We start from the raw sequence: 17,207 nt of genomic DNA on the forward strand, positions 1-17,207 counted from the left end.
AAGTCGTGAGACCGAATAAGGCGAAAGAGAATATCGTGTCAGAACCAAAAACACCCAGTGAAACATCTGCCAATGCAATGTGGGGCGGACGCTTTAGCGTTGGGCCTTCCGAAGTTATGGAAAAGATCAACGCCTCTATCGATTTCGACAAACGCATGTCCGCACAGGATATTGCCGGGTCAAAAGCTCACTGTAGCATGTTGGTTAAACAAGGTATTATCAGCACAGAAGATGGCAATGCAATACTCCAGGGTCTAGACACAATTTCGCGAGAAATCGAAAACGGCACTTTTACTTTCTCTCCTGCTCTCGAAGATATTCATATGAATATCGAAAACAGATTGCGCGAACTTATCGGTGACGCCGCGGGCAGATTACATACTGCACGTTCCCGAAACGACCAGGTAGCAACGGATTTCAAGCTTTGGGTACGTAGTGCAATTGACGAACTGGACAAACAAACAGGCCTTCTTATCGAAGCTTTGATCAAGCAAGCCGAAGAAAATTTCGACGTTATCATGCCAGGTTACACCCACCTTCAGGCGGCTCAACCTGTGACATTTGGTCACCACATGCTTGCCTATGTTGAAATGTTTGGACGCGACAGAAGCCGACTACAGGACTGTCGCAAAAGATTGAACGAATGCCCTCTGGGTGCTGCCGCACTGGCAGGCACATCTTTCCCGATAGATCGTCATATGACTGCCGAGGCTCTTGGCTTTGATCGCCCAACAGCGAACTCACTTGATTCAGTTTCTGATAGAGACCACGCACTTGAGTTTATGTCTTCCGGCGCAATATTAGCCACTCACCTGTCACGCTTTGCAGAGGAACTGGTCATCTGGTGCTCTCAGGGTTTCGGCTTTGTTACACTTTCCGATGCCTTTACCACAGGCAGCTCTATCATGCCGCAAAAGAAAAACCCGGATGCAGCAGAGCTTATTCGCGGCAAAGTCGGGCGTGTTATCGGGTCGATGAATACTCTTTTTGTTGTCATGAAAGGTCTGCCTTTGACCTATGGCAAAGACATGCAAGAAGATAAAGAACCTGTGTTTGATGCCGCTGACACACTGATTCTAAGTGTGACCGCCATGACTGGGATGGTCAGTGATATGGTTGCCAACCGCGACAAACTTCACGCCGCGACTGCCGATGGTTTTCTAACTGCCACGGATCTTGCTGACTGGCTGGTCAAAGAACTTAACCTGCCTTTCCGTGACGCCCATCATGTTACAGGAACAATTGTAAAGCTGGCCGAAGACAAAGGCTGTGATATAAGTGATTTGAGTTTGGAAGAAATGCAAAGCGTAGAAGCCCGCATTTCTCAGGATATATTCAGGGTTCTCACAGTTGAACAGTCGGCGCAAAGTCGCACAAGTTTTGGTGGCACAGCACCTGAAAATGTTAAAGCCGCGGCAAAAGCTGCCAGAGAGAGATTTTTGTCATGAAGCAGGCCCGCTCTATAAAACAAACTTGGATTGTACCAGGACAACAGGTTTTCAATAAAAGATCTCTTGCAACAGCAACTCTTCTTGGCGCAGGTTTGCTGCTCGCCGCCTGTGGTAAGGTTGGAGGGCTTGAACGCCCCGGTGGAGATTGGGATTATCCGCAACAGTATCCATACCCACCTGCTGTAACGCCAAACTCTTCTTCCACAGGCACGCCGACGACTGAACAACAAAACGCTATACCCGAGAGTTTACAGATACGTAAAAATTCGAAGGTCAAAGTAAAGACATACGGACAGTAAAAATTATGAGTGCCTTTGAATACCGCCATGGCCAGCTTCATGTTGAAGATCTGCCATTGGAAAACATCGCCCAAGAAGTTGGAACGCCTTTCTTCTGCTATTCCACACAAGCGATGGTGAATGCATACAACTCTTTTTCTGATGCGCTTGCCAAAGCAGGCGTCAAAGGCACAATTTGTTATGCGCTCAAGGCTAACTCTAACCAGTCTGTAATCCAAACCCTTGCCAAAGCAGGGGCAGGAGCAGACGTGGTTTCAGAGGGTGAGTTGCGTCGCGCTTTGGAAGCCGGCGTTGACCCGAAGAAAATTGTCTTTGCCGGTGTCGGCAAAAAACCATCAGAGATGGCTGTTGGCTTGAAAGCAGGCATTTTGCAGTTCAATGTTGAGTCTTTGCCTGAACTCGAAGCTCTTTCAGCTGTTGCCCAAAAAATGGGGGTCACAGCCCCGGTTGCCTTCAGAATTAATCCTGACGTCGATGCAAAAACCCATGCAAAGATTTCAACGGGAAAAGCTGAAAACAAATTCGGCATTGATATACCAAGTGTTCGTAACTTTGTTGAGCAAGCAAAGGTACTTCCAAACATTGCCGTCGAGAGCCTCGCCGTTCACATTGGCTCACAGCTAACAGACGCCAGCCCGTTCAAAGATGCCTTTGCGCGATTAGCAAGTCTCTATAAAGAACTGCAAAACGCTGGCCTCCCCCTTAAACGGATTGATTTTGGTGGCGGACTGGGCATTCAATACAAAGATGAAACACCACCGGACCTTAGCGAATATGCACAGGCTGTAAGCGAAGCCATGCAAGGTTTGGATGCAGAATGTATATTTGAACCCGGTCGTTTTTTGGTTGGCAATGCCGGGGTTTTGGTGACGGAAACCATATATGTTAAGGATGGTACAAATCGTCGCTTCCTCATCATTGATGCAGCTATGAACGATTTGATCAGACCATCACTCTACGATGCCTGGCACGACATCACCCCCTTGAAACAACCCGATGCAAATACTTCGCTGACACCATGTGACATCGTTGGTCCGATTTGTGAGTCTGGTGATACCTTTGCAACACAACGACCATTGCCAGAAATAGCAGCAGGAGATCTGTTGGCCATGGAATCCGCTGGTGCCTATGGTGCTGTCATGGCCTCGAGTTACAACACACGGCTGAATGCTCCCGAAATTTTGGTCAAAGGTGATCAATATGCGATTGTGCGCAAACGTGTTGATTATGATACACTGATAAAACAGGACATTCTGCCTGAGTGGTTGTCGAAATAATATAAGCAACCTTTTCCTCTTTATGGGGCGGTATGTCCAAATGAGCCTACCAAAGGAACATATGGACCGATGGATAGTACCGCCCGAAGAAGATCACTGTTAAAAAAACAGGCCACAAGGCCCGAGCTTGGATTGCCGTGGAAAATCCAAGTCAAAACCACTCTGACCAAACTGATCCTTCTTTGGGAAAATTTCTGGAAAGCATCCTGGCCTCTTTTAGGCCTACTTGGCGCAATAACAACGCTTATTCTTTTGGATTTTCCGGCGCAAATTCCTGTTTGGGGGCATATAGCCTTCCTCATATTATCTGCTGCCCTAATCATTTATAGCGGCGTTAAAGCCCTTCTAATGATGAAAGTCCCAACTCGCCATCAAGCATTACGGCGTTTAGAACATGACAACCAACTCTCTCACCGTCCTTTGAGCAGTCTTGATGATCGCCCTGTAAAAGCCTCAGAAACAGGCTTGAGCCTATGGTTGAACAATAAAAAACGCTTAGCTGCCTCACTCAACTCACTCAAGCTAACGGCCCCAAAACCACAGCTTTTCAGGTTAGATCCCTTCGGGTTACGATCATTCATCCTTATTGGACTTTTCATCGCATCATTTTCATTTCAACAATGGCCGGATCGTCTAGCTTCGGCCTTTGAATTCAAAAAATTTGTATCACTTGCCAATAATCAGGATACAACCTTTAGCTTGTGGCTCACCCCCCCGGATTATACCGGAATGCCTCCACTTTTTTTCGATCAAAGCTTTCCCCCACCAACTGAAATTAACCTGCCCAGCGGAAGCAAGGTAATTGCACAGTTCCATGGGGAGGAAACACCACCCGATATTGTTCTGGGCGATATTACCTATAAAACAGAACAAACTGGGGCTTTAAACCATCAAAGTGAATTCATTATTGAACAAGGCGGTATGTTACGGATTGGCGGGTCTTTTACGTCCGTCCTCAACACCCAAATTAATCTGATAAAAGATCATCCGCCCGAAATATCTATCACAGAAAGTCCTCAAGAAAATGATCTCGGGCTGCTCAGGCTGGATTACAAAGCATTGGATGACTACGGAACCAATTTATTATTGATAGAGTTCTGGCCGCAAAACTCTCTGTATGAGCCGGAAAACCCCGACCTGACAAAGATTGAAGTTCCCCTTCCCGCCAGTCAAACTGCAGAGTATCAAGGCCAGCATTATTTAGATCTTACGGACAACATCCTGGCAGGCGAAGAGGTATGGTTTAAACTTTCGGTACAGGACGGGATAGGACAAAGAGGACAGACAGAGGATTTTAAAATCACCATTCCGGAACGTAGTTTTACCCATCCTCTTGCTCAACAACTTGTACAACTTCGCAAGGACCTCAACACCCCTAGCAACAAATTGGACGTAATAGCAACGCTTGGCATGCTTGTCAGAACACCCGGTGCCTACAATCATGATAGTCTTGTCGCCCTGACGATGAGTATCGCCAGCAAACACCTTCTGTTTGAGCCAACACTCCCCGGTGTTAAGGCAAGCCAGAATATTCTTTGGCAAACGGCTCTTCATCTTGAAGATGGTAGAATCAGTACAGCACAAAGAGAACTCAGGAACATACAACAACAATTACGTGACGCGCTGAGTTCCAATGCAAATCAAGACGAAATTTCCCGCCTTATGGACCAGTTAGAGCAAGCCGTCGATCAGCTTCTATCTGACATGCTGAAAGACTTTTTAGATGATCCCGATAAAAACACTTCAGCACAGCCATCGGAAAACGCGCAAACCATAGAGGGAAAAGACTTACAAAACATGATTGAAGAGGCCCGGCGGCTTGCTGAAAATGGTTCTATGGAAGAAGCAATGGAACTACTTTCCCAGCTGCAAAATATGTTAGAGAATCTCGCATTCCAACAAGGCCAGCAACCTGGAAACAATGCCAATGATATCGGTAGAGAAACATTTGAAAAACTTCAGGATCTAACAAAAAGGCAAGAAGAGCTTCTGGAAAACAGCTACAAACGCCAGCAGGACGCCCAAAGTCAGCAAGAAGGAAATGGATCAAAAGCTGCGCCACAAACTCTGCCGGGTGATGGACGTCCTGGCGAACAGGCACGCGAACAAAGCCAGGAACGATATCGCGATGCCAAAAGCCAGGAACGCATCAGGCAAGAGCTGGAACAGATGATGGAGAATATACAGGAACTACTAGGTAATTTGCCCGAAGATTTTGATCAAGCAGAGCAGTCCATGGGAATGGCTCGTGATGCCCTACAAGGTCAAAATGGTGAGGGGAACGAGAATGAACAAGCCGTGCGTGCTCAAACAAGAAGCCTAAGAAAGTTACAGAATGGTACGGAACAGGCCGCAGAAAAGTATCTAAAAATGCTGAGTCAGGCGCCCGAACGAGGCAGTGGCTGGGTCAGAGGAAAAGATGGATCCGGGCGGGATCCATTCGGACGAAACATTGGAAGTAAAGGCGGCAGTATCGCCAAACAAGGCATTAACTTACCAAGTGAGAATGATCTTATCAGAAGCAGATCAATTCTTGAGGAGCTCAGAAACAGAAGGAATGATCGACAACGGTCTAAAGAAGAGAAGACCTATATTCAAAAACTATTGGAACGATTTTAATCAACAGCTGTTATAGTACTTTCGGGCGCTTCTTCTGATACAGATGGTACAACGAGCTAATCTATTGAAACTTAAGTCATGGGTATTCTGTTTAATATATAAAATCTCGTAATTGTTACATACCGCTAACGGGGACTGTTAATGATAAAGCAAAGCTTGTCTAAACACAGCATAGTCCTTTTATGTCTTTTAGTGACTTTATTGTGCGTAATAGGGGCCACAGCCAAATCAAATGAAAGCCCTGTCGTGAGATACGGGTAAATGGTGCGTCAGATTGGTACCCGATTGTAATGTATTCCAATAAAGCGAAAGTGCATCACGGCATCGCGATTGATATTACTCGCGAAGCTTTTAGCCGCCTTGGGATCACTGTTATAAATGCTCCTCCACTTCCTTGGAATCGTATGTTACGACAATTAGAGAATGGAGAACTTGACCTTTTACTAGGAGCATACTGGACTAGTGAACGAGCTCAAATTTACAGCTACACAGAACCTTTAGTTCAGGAAGAGATCGCGATTTTTGTCCGTCAAGGAGAAGAGTTTCCTTTGAATAGCTTAGACGATTTAGTTGGGCTTATTGGCCTTCGCCCAATGGGAGGCTCCTATGGAGAGGAATTTGACCACTATGCAGAAAAGTACCTGAATATCCATGGGGTAAAAGAAAATGGTACTCTTGAGCTTTTGCAAACAGGACGAGCCGATTATGCCGTCTTGAGCCGGTATGATGGAATCGCCGATCTTCACGAGACCGGGAATTTAGGGCAGATAAATGACCTTCCCTGGCCCGTGGCTTCAAACGACGTTCATTTAATGATGAGCAGAGCTTCGCCTTGTTACTATCTACTGGACGAGATTAATAAAACGATCCGTGACCTGCACAAGGAAGGTTTTACGGACCAGCTTGAGGCACGGTACCTTCAGATCAATTAACGCCAGTAAGATAAAGTCCGGATACAGCTAAACCTTATCTTAGCTTGCCTGTATGCCCAAAGCCTCTTCCGCTGCATCACAAATTTCCTGTAAGCTGAAAGGTTTTGTGACGACTTTAAAAATTAGTTCTTCCAGATTATGCGCCCGCTGCTTTTCCGCAGAATAACCCGTCATCAGTAACACGGGCATTTCCGGTGCATCCTTTGCCACTTTGAGTGCCAACCCGATACCATCAAGACCCGGCATGACAATATCTGTGATCAATAGATCATAGGTGTCTTCGCCAAGAGCTTCCAAAGCCTGCATCCCGTCCCCAACCGCTTTGACTTCATGGTTCTTGTGCGTTAAAGCCCGCGCAACAAAACTACGAACAGCTTTATCATCCTCGGCTATTAAAATCTTGGGCATACAGGGTCACCGCTATCACGTTAAACTTATGGTTAACATTTCGTTAAATAAAGAATATCACGTCGTTGTGGATGACGCCACGTTTGATAAAGAACCATATAGGGTTCTCAAACCACACAACTATTCATCAACAGGATCAAAATCCGGATTCTGTAACGCATCATTATCCGAGATAAAGCTTGTATTAGCCCCCACGGCCTTTGAACTACTCAAAAGTTCAATCATGAATTCAACTTCTTCTTGGGGTTCTAGATAGGGGGTATCCAATGTAATGGTCTTACGTGAAACCGCCGCACCACGATTATCCGCAAGCCATCCAATCAATTTTGGCACAACAACTCGCTTATCCAGTTTATTCTTAATCTTCCCTTTTAGTACAATAACCGTAGCACCATCACGAGATCCACGTTCTGAGGGCAGTTTTTCAATTTCCAGACCATGCCCGACTAAATAAACCTGTAACCCCAACAGGTCATACAGTTTCATCGCTTCAGGAACAGTGTCCACAATCTTTGCCCGTGTCGGACGGTCTGCAAGAGCAAACGCAATTCCACCGACAATAATTAGCAAAAGAAGCCAAGAAATAAGGCCGCCTTTACTCTTTTTCTTTTCTTTCTTCTTGTCCGGTGCAAAACCTTTTGGGCGCTTGGTACGTACATTACCCGGCTCAACAAAGTCATCATCCAGCGGAGATGGCTCTGCCGGTGTTGTCACAGGTATCTCTTCGGTGGGTGTCGGATCACTTGCTGCCTCTGATGTATTACTAACATCTTCGGTAATCACAGCTTCAGTAGGAGTAAATTCCAAATCCGGTTCCTGAAACCAAGTATGCCGACAGCTACTGCAACGTACCTTGCGCCCGGAATCACCCAAGGCATCAGAGGCAATTCGGAATTTGCTACTGCATTCAGGACAAGAAACAATCATTCGATTTTTCACCAGCGAAGAAACTAAATTGGCCTTAATTTATACGGTCCATAAAATACGATGGCAAGTAAGGCCTTGCAGAGCGGGTATTTTTGTTTTCTGTTCAATGATTAATCAAGGCACAAGGCTTTACGCTAGCAGACAAAATATGTCATTGTTTTTCCCGTCACTCACCACTATGGATTTCTGACTTTTGGTCCGTTTTCAAGATGTTCATTTACGCTATGGGTCTGGCCCGGATGTCCTGCATCAGGTAAACCTGACACTCGCCCCGGGGTCATTCCATTTTATGGTCGGTCCCAGTGGTGCGGGGAAGTCATCCCTTTTACGGCTGATGTATTTAGCTCACCGGCCATCTTCGGGACGGCTTAGTATTTTCGGACGCGATGTGTCACAGCAAGACCGTAAAGAATTGACCATGTTACGGCGACGTATAGGCATTATTTTTCAGGACTTTCGCTTATTAGACCATTTAACAGCTCTGGAGAATGTCGCTCTGCCGTTAACCATAACGGGACAATCTCTGGACAAAGTCCGCCGGAATGTCAGTGAGCTGCTATCCTGGGTTGGTCTGGCTGACTATCTTGATGCAAAGCCACCCACTCTCTCTGGAGGTCAGCAGCAGCGTGTTGCTATTGCACGTGCCGTCATCGCACGTCCCAGCCTGCTTTTGGCAGATGAACCAACGGGAAACCTGGATGACAAAATTGCAGAACGATTGCTCTTTTTGTTTGAGGAACTCAACAAACGCGGCACAACCATTGTCGTTGCGTCCCATAACGAAGGGCTTGTGAACCGTTTTAACCACCCCGTTTTCAAAATCATTAATGGTGAAGTCAGGCTAATTCGCAGCGAGCAAAGCTCATCTCCCTCATCATCAGAGAGTGGTGCATGATGTTTGGAAATAAAAACGATGTACCTCTCGACCGGGATGCTTCTAGCAAATTTTTGCCCTGGCTAATTGCCATGATGGTCTATTTAGCAACAATGTCCCTTGTCATTGCCCTTACGATGAACAAGCTTGCCAATCGCTGGGACCAAGGTCTTTCAAGTAGCCTAACCATACAAGTTCCTTCTGAATCATCAGATTCAAAACAAGCTGCTATCGAAAAGCAACTTAAGATCTTTATCTCGAAAATTGAAAAACTCGATAATATTTCCAAAATTGAACGGCTAAATGACGCCGAACTGAATAAGCTAATGGAACCTTGGTTGGGCAAGGATATCCTGTTGCATGATTTACCCATCCCCTACCTGATTTCCATAGAACTTGACAGTTCCAGCGCCAAAACCATTGATGAAATTAAAACTATACTGGCAAAGGACATTCCACATGCCAGTGTGGATGATCACCAACGATGGCTTGGAAATCTTTTGGGCCTGACCAAAATCATTCAAATCATCGCCTTGCTTGTTGTCATTCTCGTAGGGGGTGCTGCCGCCCTGATGGTGACCCTTGTCACCCGAATGGGCCTTGCAATCCATCGACAGGTCGTTGAACTCTTTCACCATATGGGAGCACACGATTCATACATTGCCTCTCGTTTTCAGTTTCATGCCTTGAGACTGAGCATCGTCGGTGGACTGTCCGGATTGCTTCTTGCCGGTATCACCGTTGCCAGCTTCAGTTCTTTATTAGGACAAGCAAATAGTGCAATTCTCCCCACACTGACCTTTTCCTCTGGAGAATGGGGATTGCTCTTATTAATGCCATTATCTGCTTCTTTAATTGCCATGATGACCGCCAGGTTGACTGTATTAAAAAGCTTGGCCCTGATGCCTTAAGAAACGCCTCCATGGGGAAAAGAGAAGAGTAGATCGTTGTTTCATAAACCTATGCGCAAAAGATACATACTTTTAAAACTTGGGTCCTTTATAACGGTCGCCGCGTTATTATCATGGGTACTTGGTTTTTTTTGGTTCGCCGCCAACCTGCCAGAAGACGTCCTAAACGAAACTGAAGTAACCGATGTGATCGTCGTGCTAACGGGGGGAAGTGACCGTATCAACACCGGTTTGGATTTATTAGAACAAGGCACCGCGAAGAAGCTCTTTATTTCAGGAGTATATAAGGGTGTTGAAGTACAAGAACTTTTAAGGTTGTCACAACGCGCCCCTAAAAACTTGGAATGCTGTGTCAAACTGGGATATCAGGCAGATGATACACGCGGCAATGCATTAGAAAGCCAGAATTGGATAGAACAAGAAGGCTATAGCTCATTACGGCTTGTCACAGCAGCCTACCATATGCCAAGAAGTCTTCTGGAATTTAAAAATGCGATGCCGGACATCAAAATCCTGCCTCACTCCGTTTTTCCACAACATGTAAAACAGAAAGACTGGTGGCTCTGGCCAGGTAGCATGACATTGATTTTATCGGAATATGTTAAATTTCTGATGGCTCATGTTCGGATATGGCTAGAAGATATACAGGCGATATTGATTGGATAGAAACCCGATGATTTTTTTAAGATCCCTGACGTTCAATATTTGCTATCTGATTTGGTGCGCTATTTTCTTTACGCCCTGTCTCGTGCTCATGATATTCCCGCAACGTTTCATGCTAAATGCTGGTCACTATTGGGCACAGGTAATCTTTTGGCTTCTCAAAGTCATATGTGGAACCACCTACGAAATTCGGGGGCAAGAGAACATTCCCAAAGAAGGCGGCTTCTTACTGGTCAGTAAACATCAATCTGCATGGGAAACCATTGCTTTGATGGCCTTCTTGGATAATCCATGTTTTATTCTGAAAAGAGAACTTCTGATAATACCTTTCTTCGGGTGGTATCTATGGAAAGGCGGCGTTGTTGCAATTAACCGCAAGGCAGGCATAAAAGCACTTCGTCAAATGATAAAAGAGGCAAAAGAACCTCTGGATAACGGGCGCCCTGTGGTAATTTTTCCAGAGGGAACGCGCGCAACGCCTCACCAAGAACCAAACTACCAGACAGGAATAATTGCTCTCTACAGCGGATTAAACGTTCCTGTTTGCCCTGCTGCGGTTAACTCTGGCCTATTCTGGGGGAAAGATGCTTTTGTCAAAAAACCCGGTAATATCGTGCTTGAGTTTCTACCTGTTATTCCTGCCGGTTTGAATAAAAAAATCTTCATGAAAACGATGCAAGATACCATCGAAAACGCCAGCAACCGTCTTATGAATGAAGCTGAGCAAGGTAAAGGCGCGTGATGACAAAACCACGTAAATGTCCAAAGTGTGCAACCGAAATCGGCGTTGACGAAGATATCTGCTACGCCTGCGGAGAAAATGTTCCCTTTAACCACCCTTGGTACATAATGCCTCTTGGGGGGCTTATCGTTCTGGGACTTTTCTGGCTTTTGACAGATTTTGATGCACTTATCCAATACGTAACACAAAGCATTCCGGATAAATAAAATTAGGAATAGCAGGATAGTTCCAAGATCGTACGAGAGGGACAACAAGAAAATTTTATTCCTTAGGCCTCGAAAGCCTTCCGATTGCATAAAGTTTCGTGCGATCAAGGAATATGCTTTTGGGCCTCGATTACTTTTTCCAATAACTCTTCAAGTCCCGGATCTTCTATGCTCAGTGCTTTAAGATGGGATACTGTGTTATCCAGGTATTCAAAGCATCGCCCACTGCTCCCGACCCCTTGAAGAATATGGGAAATCAGTTGTTGGTTATTAAGGCGACCAGCATATTGCTCATGTTTGGTATCTGCCACAAAAGTTGCCGCGACCACCTCTTGGCCCGACTTCAGTGAAACATCATACCAGCCAGGATGATACACACCTGAAATCATCTCTCGCTCAAAAAGATAATCCATGACCACCGCCCGTTCAGCAGCGGGCACCTTATAAGCCATACCGACACAGGATCCCCCTTCGTCAAGACCCAAAACAAGCCCCGGACATTCGGGTGTTCCGCGGTAAAAGAAAGAATAGATACAGAAATGCCTGTGAAAGCCATCCAGCACTGCAGGCTGAACCTCGATATGGGGAAAGCCAGGATTCCACATCAAAGAACCATAGCCAAACACCCAAAAATCCTGACCCTCATCGAGCGGTAATTTCGAATCATAAAAGGCCCTTAATTCAGGGGTCGACATTGCTCTGGTTCTCCGAATCGTCTATGGCTAAGGAAAGTTGAGTGTAACGATTGCTTTGCGAAACGAAAAGTGACGCCCTCAATTAAAATGATTTACCTCCACAGGAACCAAGGGTCGACATAAAATGTCTGTAGATATTGACCAGAACACCAGTCAGTCATCAAATATTGCAAAAAAGCTGGTCATATCCGGTCTTGTCTTATGCGTACTCTTTATCGGCTTTTCCGTGGCCTTTTGGTTTTGGGCAGCAAACCAAATGGAAACAAGCCTGAACAGATGGAGCGAAAAACAACGATCCCGCGGGTTCGAAATTTCTCATGGCCCCCTATCTATAAGTGGCTTTCCCTTTTTGGTCCAAGCGGATCTGAAAGACCCACAGATAAAATCCCCTGACGGATGGCATTGGCAAACACCTCGTCTAAGTGCAGAAGCAACGCCCTGGTCACCATTAAGCATGACAGTAGATCTCAGCGCAGAACATATTATCGATGGCCTGCCCAACAATCACCCCGCGATAACAATCAAAAGCAGTCACGCAAAATCCACTGCTCAGCTAACACTGGAAGGCGAACTACTCAACGCCCGACTTCAGGCAGATAAGCTCGTTGTGACGCGCGAAAGCCATCACCCGCTCACCATCACAACACTGGACACAACACTGGGCCCTCTAAAGCCTGCCTCAACTCAAAACCCGCTTCAAGAATTCAACATCCTCATTAAAGCACAGGATATAAATCATCCTGAACTGGATAAAACACCTTTAAAGGGCCCGATAACTCAGCTCAACATTGATGGCACACTTTATGGTGCGATTCCGAAAGCCAAGCTGAAAAAAGCCCTTCACACATGGCGGGATACAGGTGGTTTCCTGTCTCTTCACGATATGAGTTTACGCTGGGGCCCTTTGTTGATGGATGCCAAAGGTAAAATGACTGTGGACAATCTGCTCAGGCCTTCAGGCCAGCTTGACAGCAGAATTGAAGGCGCTGGGGCCGTTGTCAAAAAACTGGAGAAAACCGGCCTTATCAATAAAGGGCAAAGCTTTGGTATAAAGCTATCGCTGGCAGCATTGGGTAAAACCAATGAGCGGGGTCGTCACGAAATAAACGTACCGCTTGTTATGCAAGACGGCTGGCTTTCTATTGGCCCTGTCACCTTGCTGCGATTGCCACCTGTCGCCCAATAAAAGTCCTGAATAAAAGCCCAGAATAATAAGCCAAGTTGAAAAAAGCTCACCTCGATAGAAGTGAGCTTTTTTATGATGATCAATCCTGAGCGTTATCAGGTTCTCGTGCATCAAAGGTACCCGCCTGATGGGCATCAACAATACCACGACGAATATCACGGGTTTTCCGAAAGCGATCTTCCAGAACATCGCCCTCTCCCCATCGTACAGCGCGTTGTAACACCGACAGGTCTTCGGAAAATCTTTGCAGCATTTCCAGAACGGCCTCGCGATTGTTCAAGAACACATCGCGCCACATAATGGGATCAGAGGCCGCAATTCGTGTAAAATCACGAAAACCACCCGCTGAGAACTTCACAACATCAGCCTGTTGGGTTTCCTCCAGATCAGTTGCCGTTCCCACAATTGTGTAAGCAATCAAATGTGGTAAATGAGACGTAATGGCCAAAACTTTATCATGATGATGCGCCGTCATGATTTCGACCATACTTCCCATAGCCGTCCAGTAATCAGTGATGCGATCAAGCGCCTTGCTGTTGGTTCCAGGAACCGGAGTTAAGATACACCAGCGTCCTTCAAACAGCTCTGCAAAGCCTGCTTCTGGTCCAGAATGCTCGGTACCTGCAATCGGGTGCCCCGGGACAAAGTGGATGCCGTCAGGAAGATGTGGTCCCACATCACGAATAACAGACTCTTTGACCGAGCCAACATCTGTGACAATAGCACCTTCCTTCAAAGACGGCGCCATTGCACACGCCAGATCATCATAAGTGCTAACCGGAGTGCAAAGGATAACCAGATCAGCATCGACAACTGCTTCAGCTGGTGTTTCATAGATCGCGTCAACCAAGCCCAACCGCATGGCTGTATCGCGTGTACCTTGGCTACGGGCACAGGCAACAATTTCCTTTGCCAGGCCATTTTTACGGGTCGCTCTGGCCAGTGATGAGCCAATCAACCCAATCCCGACCAAAGCGATTTTATTAAAAAGTGGATCTTTTTTTTCAGTCATTGATAAATGCGGTGAGACTATCGACCACCACCCTCATCTCTTCTTCGGTTCCGATTGAAATACGAATATGTTCAGCCAATCCATAGGCAGACATGCCACGCACCAGAACGCCTTTGTTTTTCAGGAATGCCAGAGCTTCTGCCGCACGTTCGCCAGAACCAAAGTTCACAAGCACAAAGTTACCGACAGAATCATGCGTCCCTAGCCCCAGTTCGGACACCTGTTGGCGGAACCAGTTAAGCAGACGATTATTAAGCTCTTTTGACCGGGTAATGTGTTCTTTATCCTTGATCGCCGCGACACCTGCGGACTGTGCAGCCAAACTGACATTAAAAGGGCCGCGAACACGGTTGAGAACATCAGCAACCTCGGCAGAACAATAGGCCCACCCCAACCGAAGCGACGCAAGACCGTGTATCTTGGAGAACGTGCGTGTCATTACCACATTATCGTTCTCTTCAACCAAGGCTGCACCATTTATGTAATCGGCATTATCAACGTATTCGCAATAGGCAGCATCAATGACCAACAACACATCATCCCGTAGCTCGGCACGCAGCCTTCGCAATTCGGTTTCGGTAATGTAGCTTCCTGTCGGGTTGTTCGGGTTTGCCAAGAACATAATGCGTGTTTTATCGGTCACCGCTGCCAACATGGCATCGATATCAATACGCAGATCTGTTTCATTGGCTTTGACAGGGACACCCCCGGCAATTTTGGTGCCAATCGGGTACATCAAAAAGCCGTGTTCGTTATAGACGACTTCGTCATCAACACCGACATAAGCGTTAATCAAAAGGCCCAACAATTCATCAGAACCGGCACCACAGACAATTCTTTCTGCATCCAGATCTTCTGCTTCCGCAATACCTGTTCTCAGTAAATAAGAGCCACCGTCCGGATATCGATGAAGGTCTTCTGCAATCGCCAGATAAGCTTTTTTAGCCGCGTCTGAAGCACCAAGTGGGTTTTCATTCGAAGCCAAGCGGCAAATCCGATCGACACCTTCAACTTTAGATTCTCCACCAACGTAAGGGGATACATCCATAATTCCGGGTTGCGGTTTTAAAGCCATTTTAAAAACTCTCTTATTTTACTGAATCGTTATCGGCAACGTGCCGATGAAATTATGCGTCCGTTAATGGAACTGCATAACCACCGATTGTCCAGGCATGTGTAATTCTTTGATCAGACAATTCGGCTAGTTTGGCCAGGCGCTCATCACCTGGGGCCACATAATCATCCACTTCAATCAGCTGTAAACATACTGATGGATCCGGCGTGTGAATTTGAATATTGACGGGCTTCAAATCTGATTTTTCCAACAGGCTCGTCAAGGTTGAGCGAGACAAAGGTTCAGCGGATTCAACAACGACATAACTACGATCATGCCCCGTTTCTTCCTGAGCACTCAATCCAACGATAACCGCCTCTGGTCCATCCGTTCTGGACATCTGATAAAATGGTAATCGTGCAATAATTCTGGCATTGGTCGCCCCTTCACCCTGGGCAAGAGAAAGCCACCAAGGATTACCTTCCCCGGCCTGAGGCAAGGGAAGAATGCCCGCAGTTGCAGCACCATCGGTTACTTCGCGCAAGACACTCATTACAGTTTGGCGGCTAGAGATCGGCGTCTCCATGCCAAAGTGTTCACGAGACAAATCATAATAAGTATTATCGCCCTCGGGGACATGTACAGAGACTGAAAATCTGCTTTCCAGCTGTAATGTACTTGCAAAAATCTCTCGCCATAGACGAACAATTGCAGACTTCGGCAAAATGCCGTCATGCCGTTTAATAAGATAGCGCAGGACCTCAGCCTCTCTTCCTGCATCAAGACTTGTCGAAGGTTGCCCCTTTTCCTTTACGATTGATTGGACCACCTCAGCCCTTTTCATCAAAAGGTCATGAATCTGATTGTCGATTTCATCAATCTGATTTCGCAAGGAAGAAAGCTTATCTTTTTCAGACATAATTTTTAAAGGCCTGTTATTCTCAATCCCAGAAAAGAGATAGACATAGAGGGGGGGAAAAGTAAAAGAAAAGATTCAGGTATTCAGCTCAGTTTCACATCAAAAAAGTTTAACATTATAATATCACACCTATTTCAATTTTGATGCACGAGGGGTGTTTGACGCTTTCTGGTATGCCTGTGGTGCGCTCACCAAACTTGTGCGACGAACACTGTGAACTTTTTTAGGGGTCCCAGGAACATACAATTGCTTACCCGCCTCTACCGTTAAAACACCCGCGAAGGTTGGGAAAAACCTTTTCCCCATTCGCTCCCAAGCCGGGGCAGATTGAAGAAAGGTCAATCGTTGACTTGGTGGCACATACAAAGAACGATTAGTGCTCATGGGAACAAAAAGTGCATCATCCAACAGTTGAGATATTTGCGATCTGCTAAAAGGATGCCCCCACCCAAACGGTGTTTTGTCAACACGCGCCCAAATACCCCGCCGGTTCGGCGCAACAATTAACAATCGCCCATCACTTGTCAGGACTCGCCATATCTCCCTCAACATATCTCGCAAATATTCACTACTTTCCAGACCATGTACCAACAATACTCTGTCGATTGAATAATCTGGTAGAGGGAGTTTTGTTTCATCCACCAAGGATGTTTTTCCCGGTCCACCACGAGGCCAATGACAGACCCCCTGTGACGCAGGCATAAAGGCAAGAACGCGGTCCGCTTCGTCTTCAAACTGGGTGAGATAAGGCGTGGTATAACCAAGCCCCAAGACAGATTTCCCCTTTAGGTTTTTCCAATGTTCGCGAATATTACCACGAATGACGTGCGCGGCCGTTTCCCCCAACCGGGTGCCGTAAAATCCCTGAAGATCAACAACGTCTGTCCACATTATTTTCTCTGCTTCTCACCAGATATTTGTGTCGCCATAAACCAGCAGCGAAAATCATAATCAAAAAAAAAATCAACCGTCGATCTTTAAAACATAGGTCGCTAAGATCACCTTAACAAATGAAAAGCCAAAAACGCTTTC

General features: G+C 46.2%; 18 protein-coding genes. 11 read left to right on the forward strand and 7 right to left on the reverse strand.

Going from position 1 to position 17,207, the window contains the following annotated elements:
- Positions 1-77 precede the first annotated feature (77 nt).
- The 5 genes from argH to WH95_RS05240 all read left to right on the forward strand — a co-directional run bounded on the left by argH (position 78) and on the right by WH95_RS05240 (position 6,578).
- On the forward strand, positions 78-1,448 hold the full coding sequence (gene argH, locus WH95_RS05220; protein WP_046504589.1) for an argininosuccinate lyase: 1,371 nt from the start codon (positions 78-80) through the stop codon (positions 1,446-1,448).
- Positions 1,445-1,750, forward strand: a complete 306-nt coding sequence (locus WH95_RS05225; RefSeq protein WP_046503933.1) for a hypothetical protein — start codon at positions 1,445-1,447, stop codon at positions 1,748-1,750. Before argH ends, WH95_RS05225 begins: the two co-directional genes overlap by 4 nt.
- A 5-nt stretch (positions 1,751-1,755) precedes the next feature.
- Positions 1,756-3,027: a diaminopimelate decarboxylase gene (gene lysA, locus WH95_RS05230; RefSeq protein ID WP_046503936.1), complete on the forward strand. Its 1,272-nt coding sequence runs from the start codon at positions 1,756-1,758 to the stop codon at positions 3,025-3,027.
- A 69-nt stretch (positions 3,028-3,096) separates the two neighbouring features.
- A complete protein-coding gene (locus WH95_RS05235) occupies positions 3,097-5,646 on the forward strand; it encodes a DUF4175 domain-containing protein (RefSeq protein WP_046503938.1) in 2,550 nt (849 codons plus the stop codon).
- A gap of 251 nt (positions 5,647-5,897) precedes the next feature.
- Complete coding sequence (locus WH95_RS05240) at positions 5,898-6,578, forward strand: substrate-binding periplasmic protein (protein ID WP_281174809.1); 681 nt, start codon at positions 5,898-5,900, stop codon at positions 6,576-6,578.
- 39 nt (positions 6,579-6,617) lie between these two features.
- On the opposite strand, the gene WH95_RS05245 is transcribed toward WH95_RS05240, so the two are convergent.
- On the reverse strand, positions 6,618-6,986 hold the full coding sequence (locus WH95_RS05245; RefSeq protein WP_046503943.1) for a response regulator: 369 nt from the start codon (positions 6,984-6,986) through the stop codon (positions 6,618-6,620).
- 120 nt (positions 6,987-7,106) lie between these two features.
- Entirely contained in the window at positions 7,107-7,913 is an 807-nt protein-coding gene (locus WH95_RS20445) for a zinc-ribbon domain-containing protein (RefSeq protein ID WP_052741819.1), read from the reverse strand.
- 193 nt (positions 7,914-8,106) lie between these two features.
- Here WH95_RS20445 and ftsE point away from each other — a divergent pair, with 193 nt between their 5' ends.
- Genes ftsE through WH95_RS05275 form a run of 5 tightly spaced genes read left to right on the forward strand, consistent with a single transcriptional unit; the run spans position 8,107 to position 11,309 of the window.
- A complete protein-coding gene (gene ftsE / locus WH95_RS05255; RefSeq protein ID WP_046503945.1) occupies positions 8,107-8,808 on the forward strand; it encodes a cell division ATP-binding protein FtsE in 702 nt (233 codons plus the stop codon).
- The gene (locus WH95_RS05260; RefSeq protein ID WP_046503948.1) at positions 8,805-9,698 is read left to right on the forward strand and encodes a cell division protein FtsX; all 894 of its coding nucleotides are present in this window, start codon (positions 8,805-8,807) and stop codon (positions 9,696-9,698) included. The genes ftsE and WH95_RS05260 overlap by 4 nt, the downstream gene beginning before the upstream one ends.
- 36 nt (positions 9,699-9,734) lie before the next feature.
- Positions 9,735-10,364, forward strand: coding sequence for a YdcF family protein (locus WH95_RS05265; protein ID WP_082113991.1), 630 nt, complete (start codon positions 9,735-9,737; stop codon positions 10,362-10,364).
- A gap of 7 nt (positions 10,365-10,371) precedes the next feature.
- Positions 10,372-11,103: a lysophospholipid acyltransferase family protein gene (locus WH95_RS05270; protein ID WP_046504593.1), complete on the forward strand. Its 732-nt coding sequence runs from the start codon at positions 10,372-10,374 to the stop codon at positions 11,101-11,103.
- Complete coding sequence (locus WH95_RS05275; RefSeq protein ID WP_046503953.1) at positions 11,103-11,309, forward strand: hypothetical protein; 207 nt, start codon at positions 11,103-11,105, stop codon at positions 11,307-11,309. Before WH95_RS05270 ends, WH95_RS05275 begins: the two co-directional genes overlap by 1 nt.
- Positions 11,310-11,413: 104 nt before the next feature.
- On the opposite strand, the gene WH95_RS05280 is transcribed toward WH95_RS05275, so the two are convergent.
- The gene (locus tag WH95_RS05280) at positions 11,414-12,004 is read right to left on the reverse strand and encodes a gamma-glutamylcyclotransferase (RefSeq protein ID WP_046503955.1); all 591 of its coding nucleotides are present in this window, start codon (positions 12,002-12,004) and stop codon (positions 11,414-11,416) included.
- Positions 12,005-12,128: 124 nt separating this feature from the next.
- Between WH95_RS05280 and WH95_RS05285 the strand changes: the two genes are divergently transcribed.
- On the forward strand, positions 12,129-13,190 hold the full coding sequence (locus WH95_RS05285) for a DUF2125 domain-containing protein (RefSeq protein WP_046503958.1): 1,062 nt from the start codon (positions 12,129-12,131) through the stop codon (positions 13,188-13,190).
- A gap of 79 nt (positions 13,191-13,269) precedes the next feature.
- Here the strand turns inward: WH95_RS05285 and WH95_RS05290 are convergent, their stop codons facing one another.
- The 4 genes from WH95_RS05290 to WH95_RS05305 all read right to left on the reverse strand — a co-directional run bounded on the left by WH95_RS05290 (position 13,270) and on the right by WH95_RS05305 (position 17,066).
- Complete coding sequence (locus tag WH95_RS05290; protein WP_046503962.1) at positions 13,270-14,202, reverse strand: prephenate/arogenate dehydrogenase family protein; 933 nt, start codon at positions 14,200-14,202, stop codon at positions 13,270-13,272.
- Complete coding sequence (gene hisC, locus WH95_RS05295) at positions 14,195-15,277, reverse strand: histidinol-phosphate transaminase (RefSeq protein ID WP_046503964.1); 1,083 nt, start codon at positions 15,275-15,277, stop codon at positions 14,195-14,197. The genes WH95_RS05290 and hisC overlap by 8 nt, the downstream gene beginning before the upstream one ends.
- A 52-nt stretch (positions 15,278-15,329) precedes the next feature.
- Positions 15,330-16,175: a chorismate mutase gene (locus WH95_RS05300; RefSeq protein WP_046503967.1), complete on the reverse strand. Its 846-nt coding sequence runs from the start codon at positions 16,173-16,175 to the stop codon at positions 15,330-15,332.
- A 129-nt stretch (positions 16,176-16,304) separates the two neighbouring features.
- The gene (locus WH95_RS05305) at positions 16,305-17,066 is read right to left on the reverse strand and encodes a class I SAM-dependent methyltransferase (RefSeq protein WP_046503969.1); all 762 of its coding nucleotides are present in this window, start codon (positions 17,064-17,066) and stop codon (positions 16,305-16,307) included.
- Positions 17,067-17,207: the final 141 nt, after the last annotated feature.

The organism is Kiloniella litopenaei (genome assembly GCF_000982415.1).
GTDB classification, from domain to species: Bacteria; Pseudomonadota; Alphaproteobacteria; order Kiloniellales; family Kiloniellaceae; genus Kiloniella; species Kiloniella litopenaei.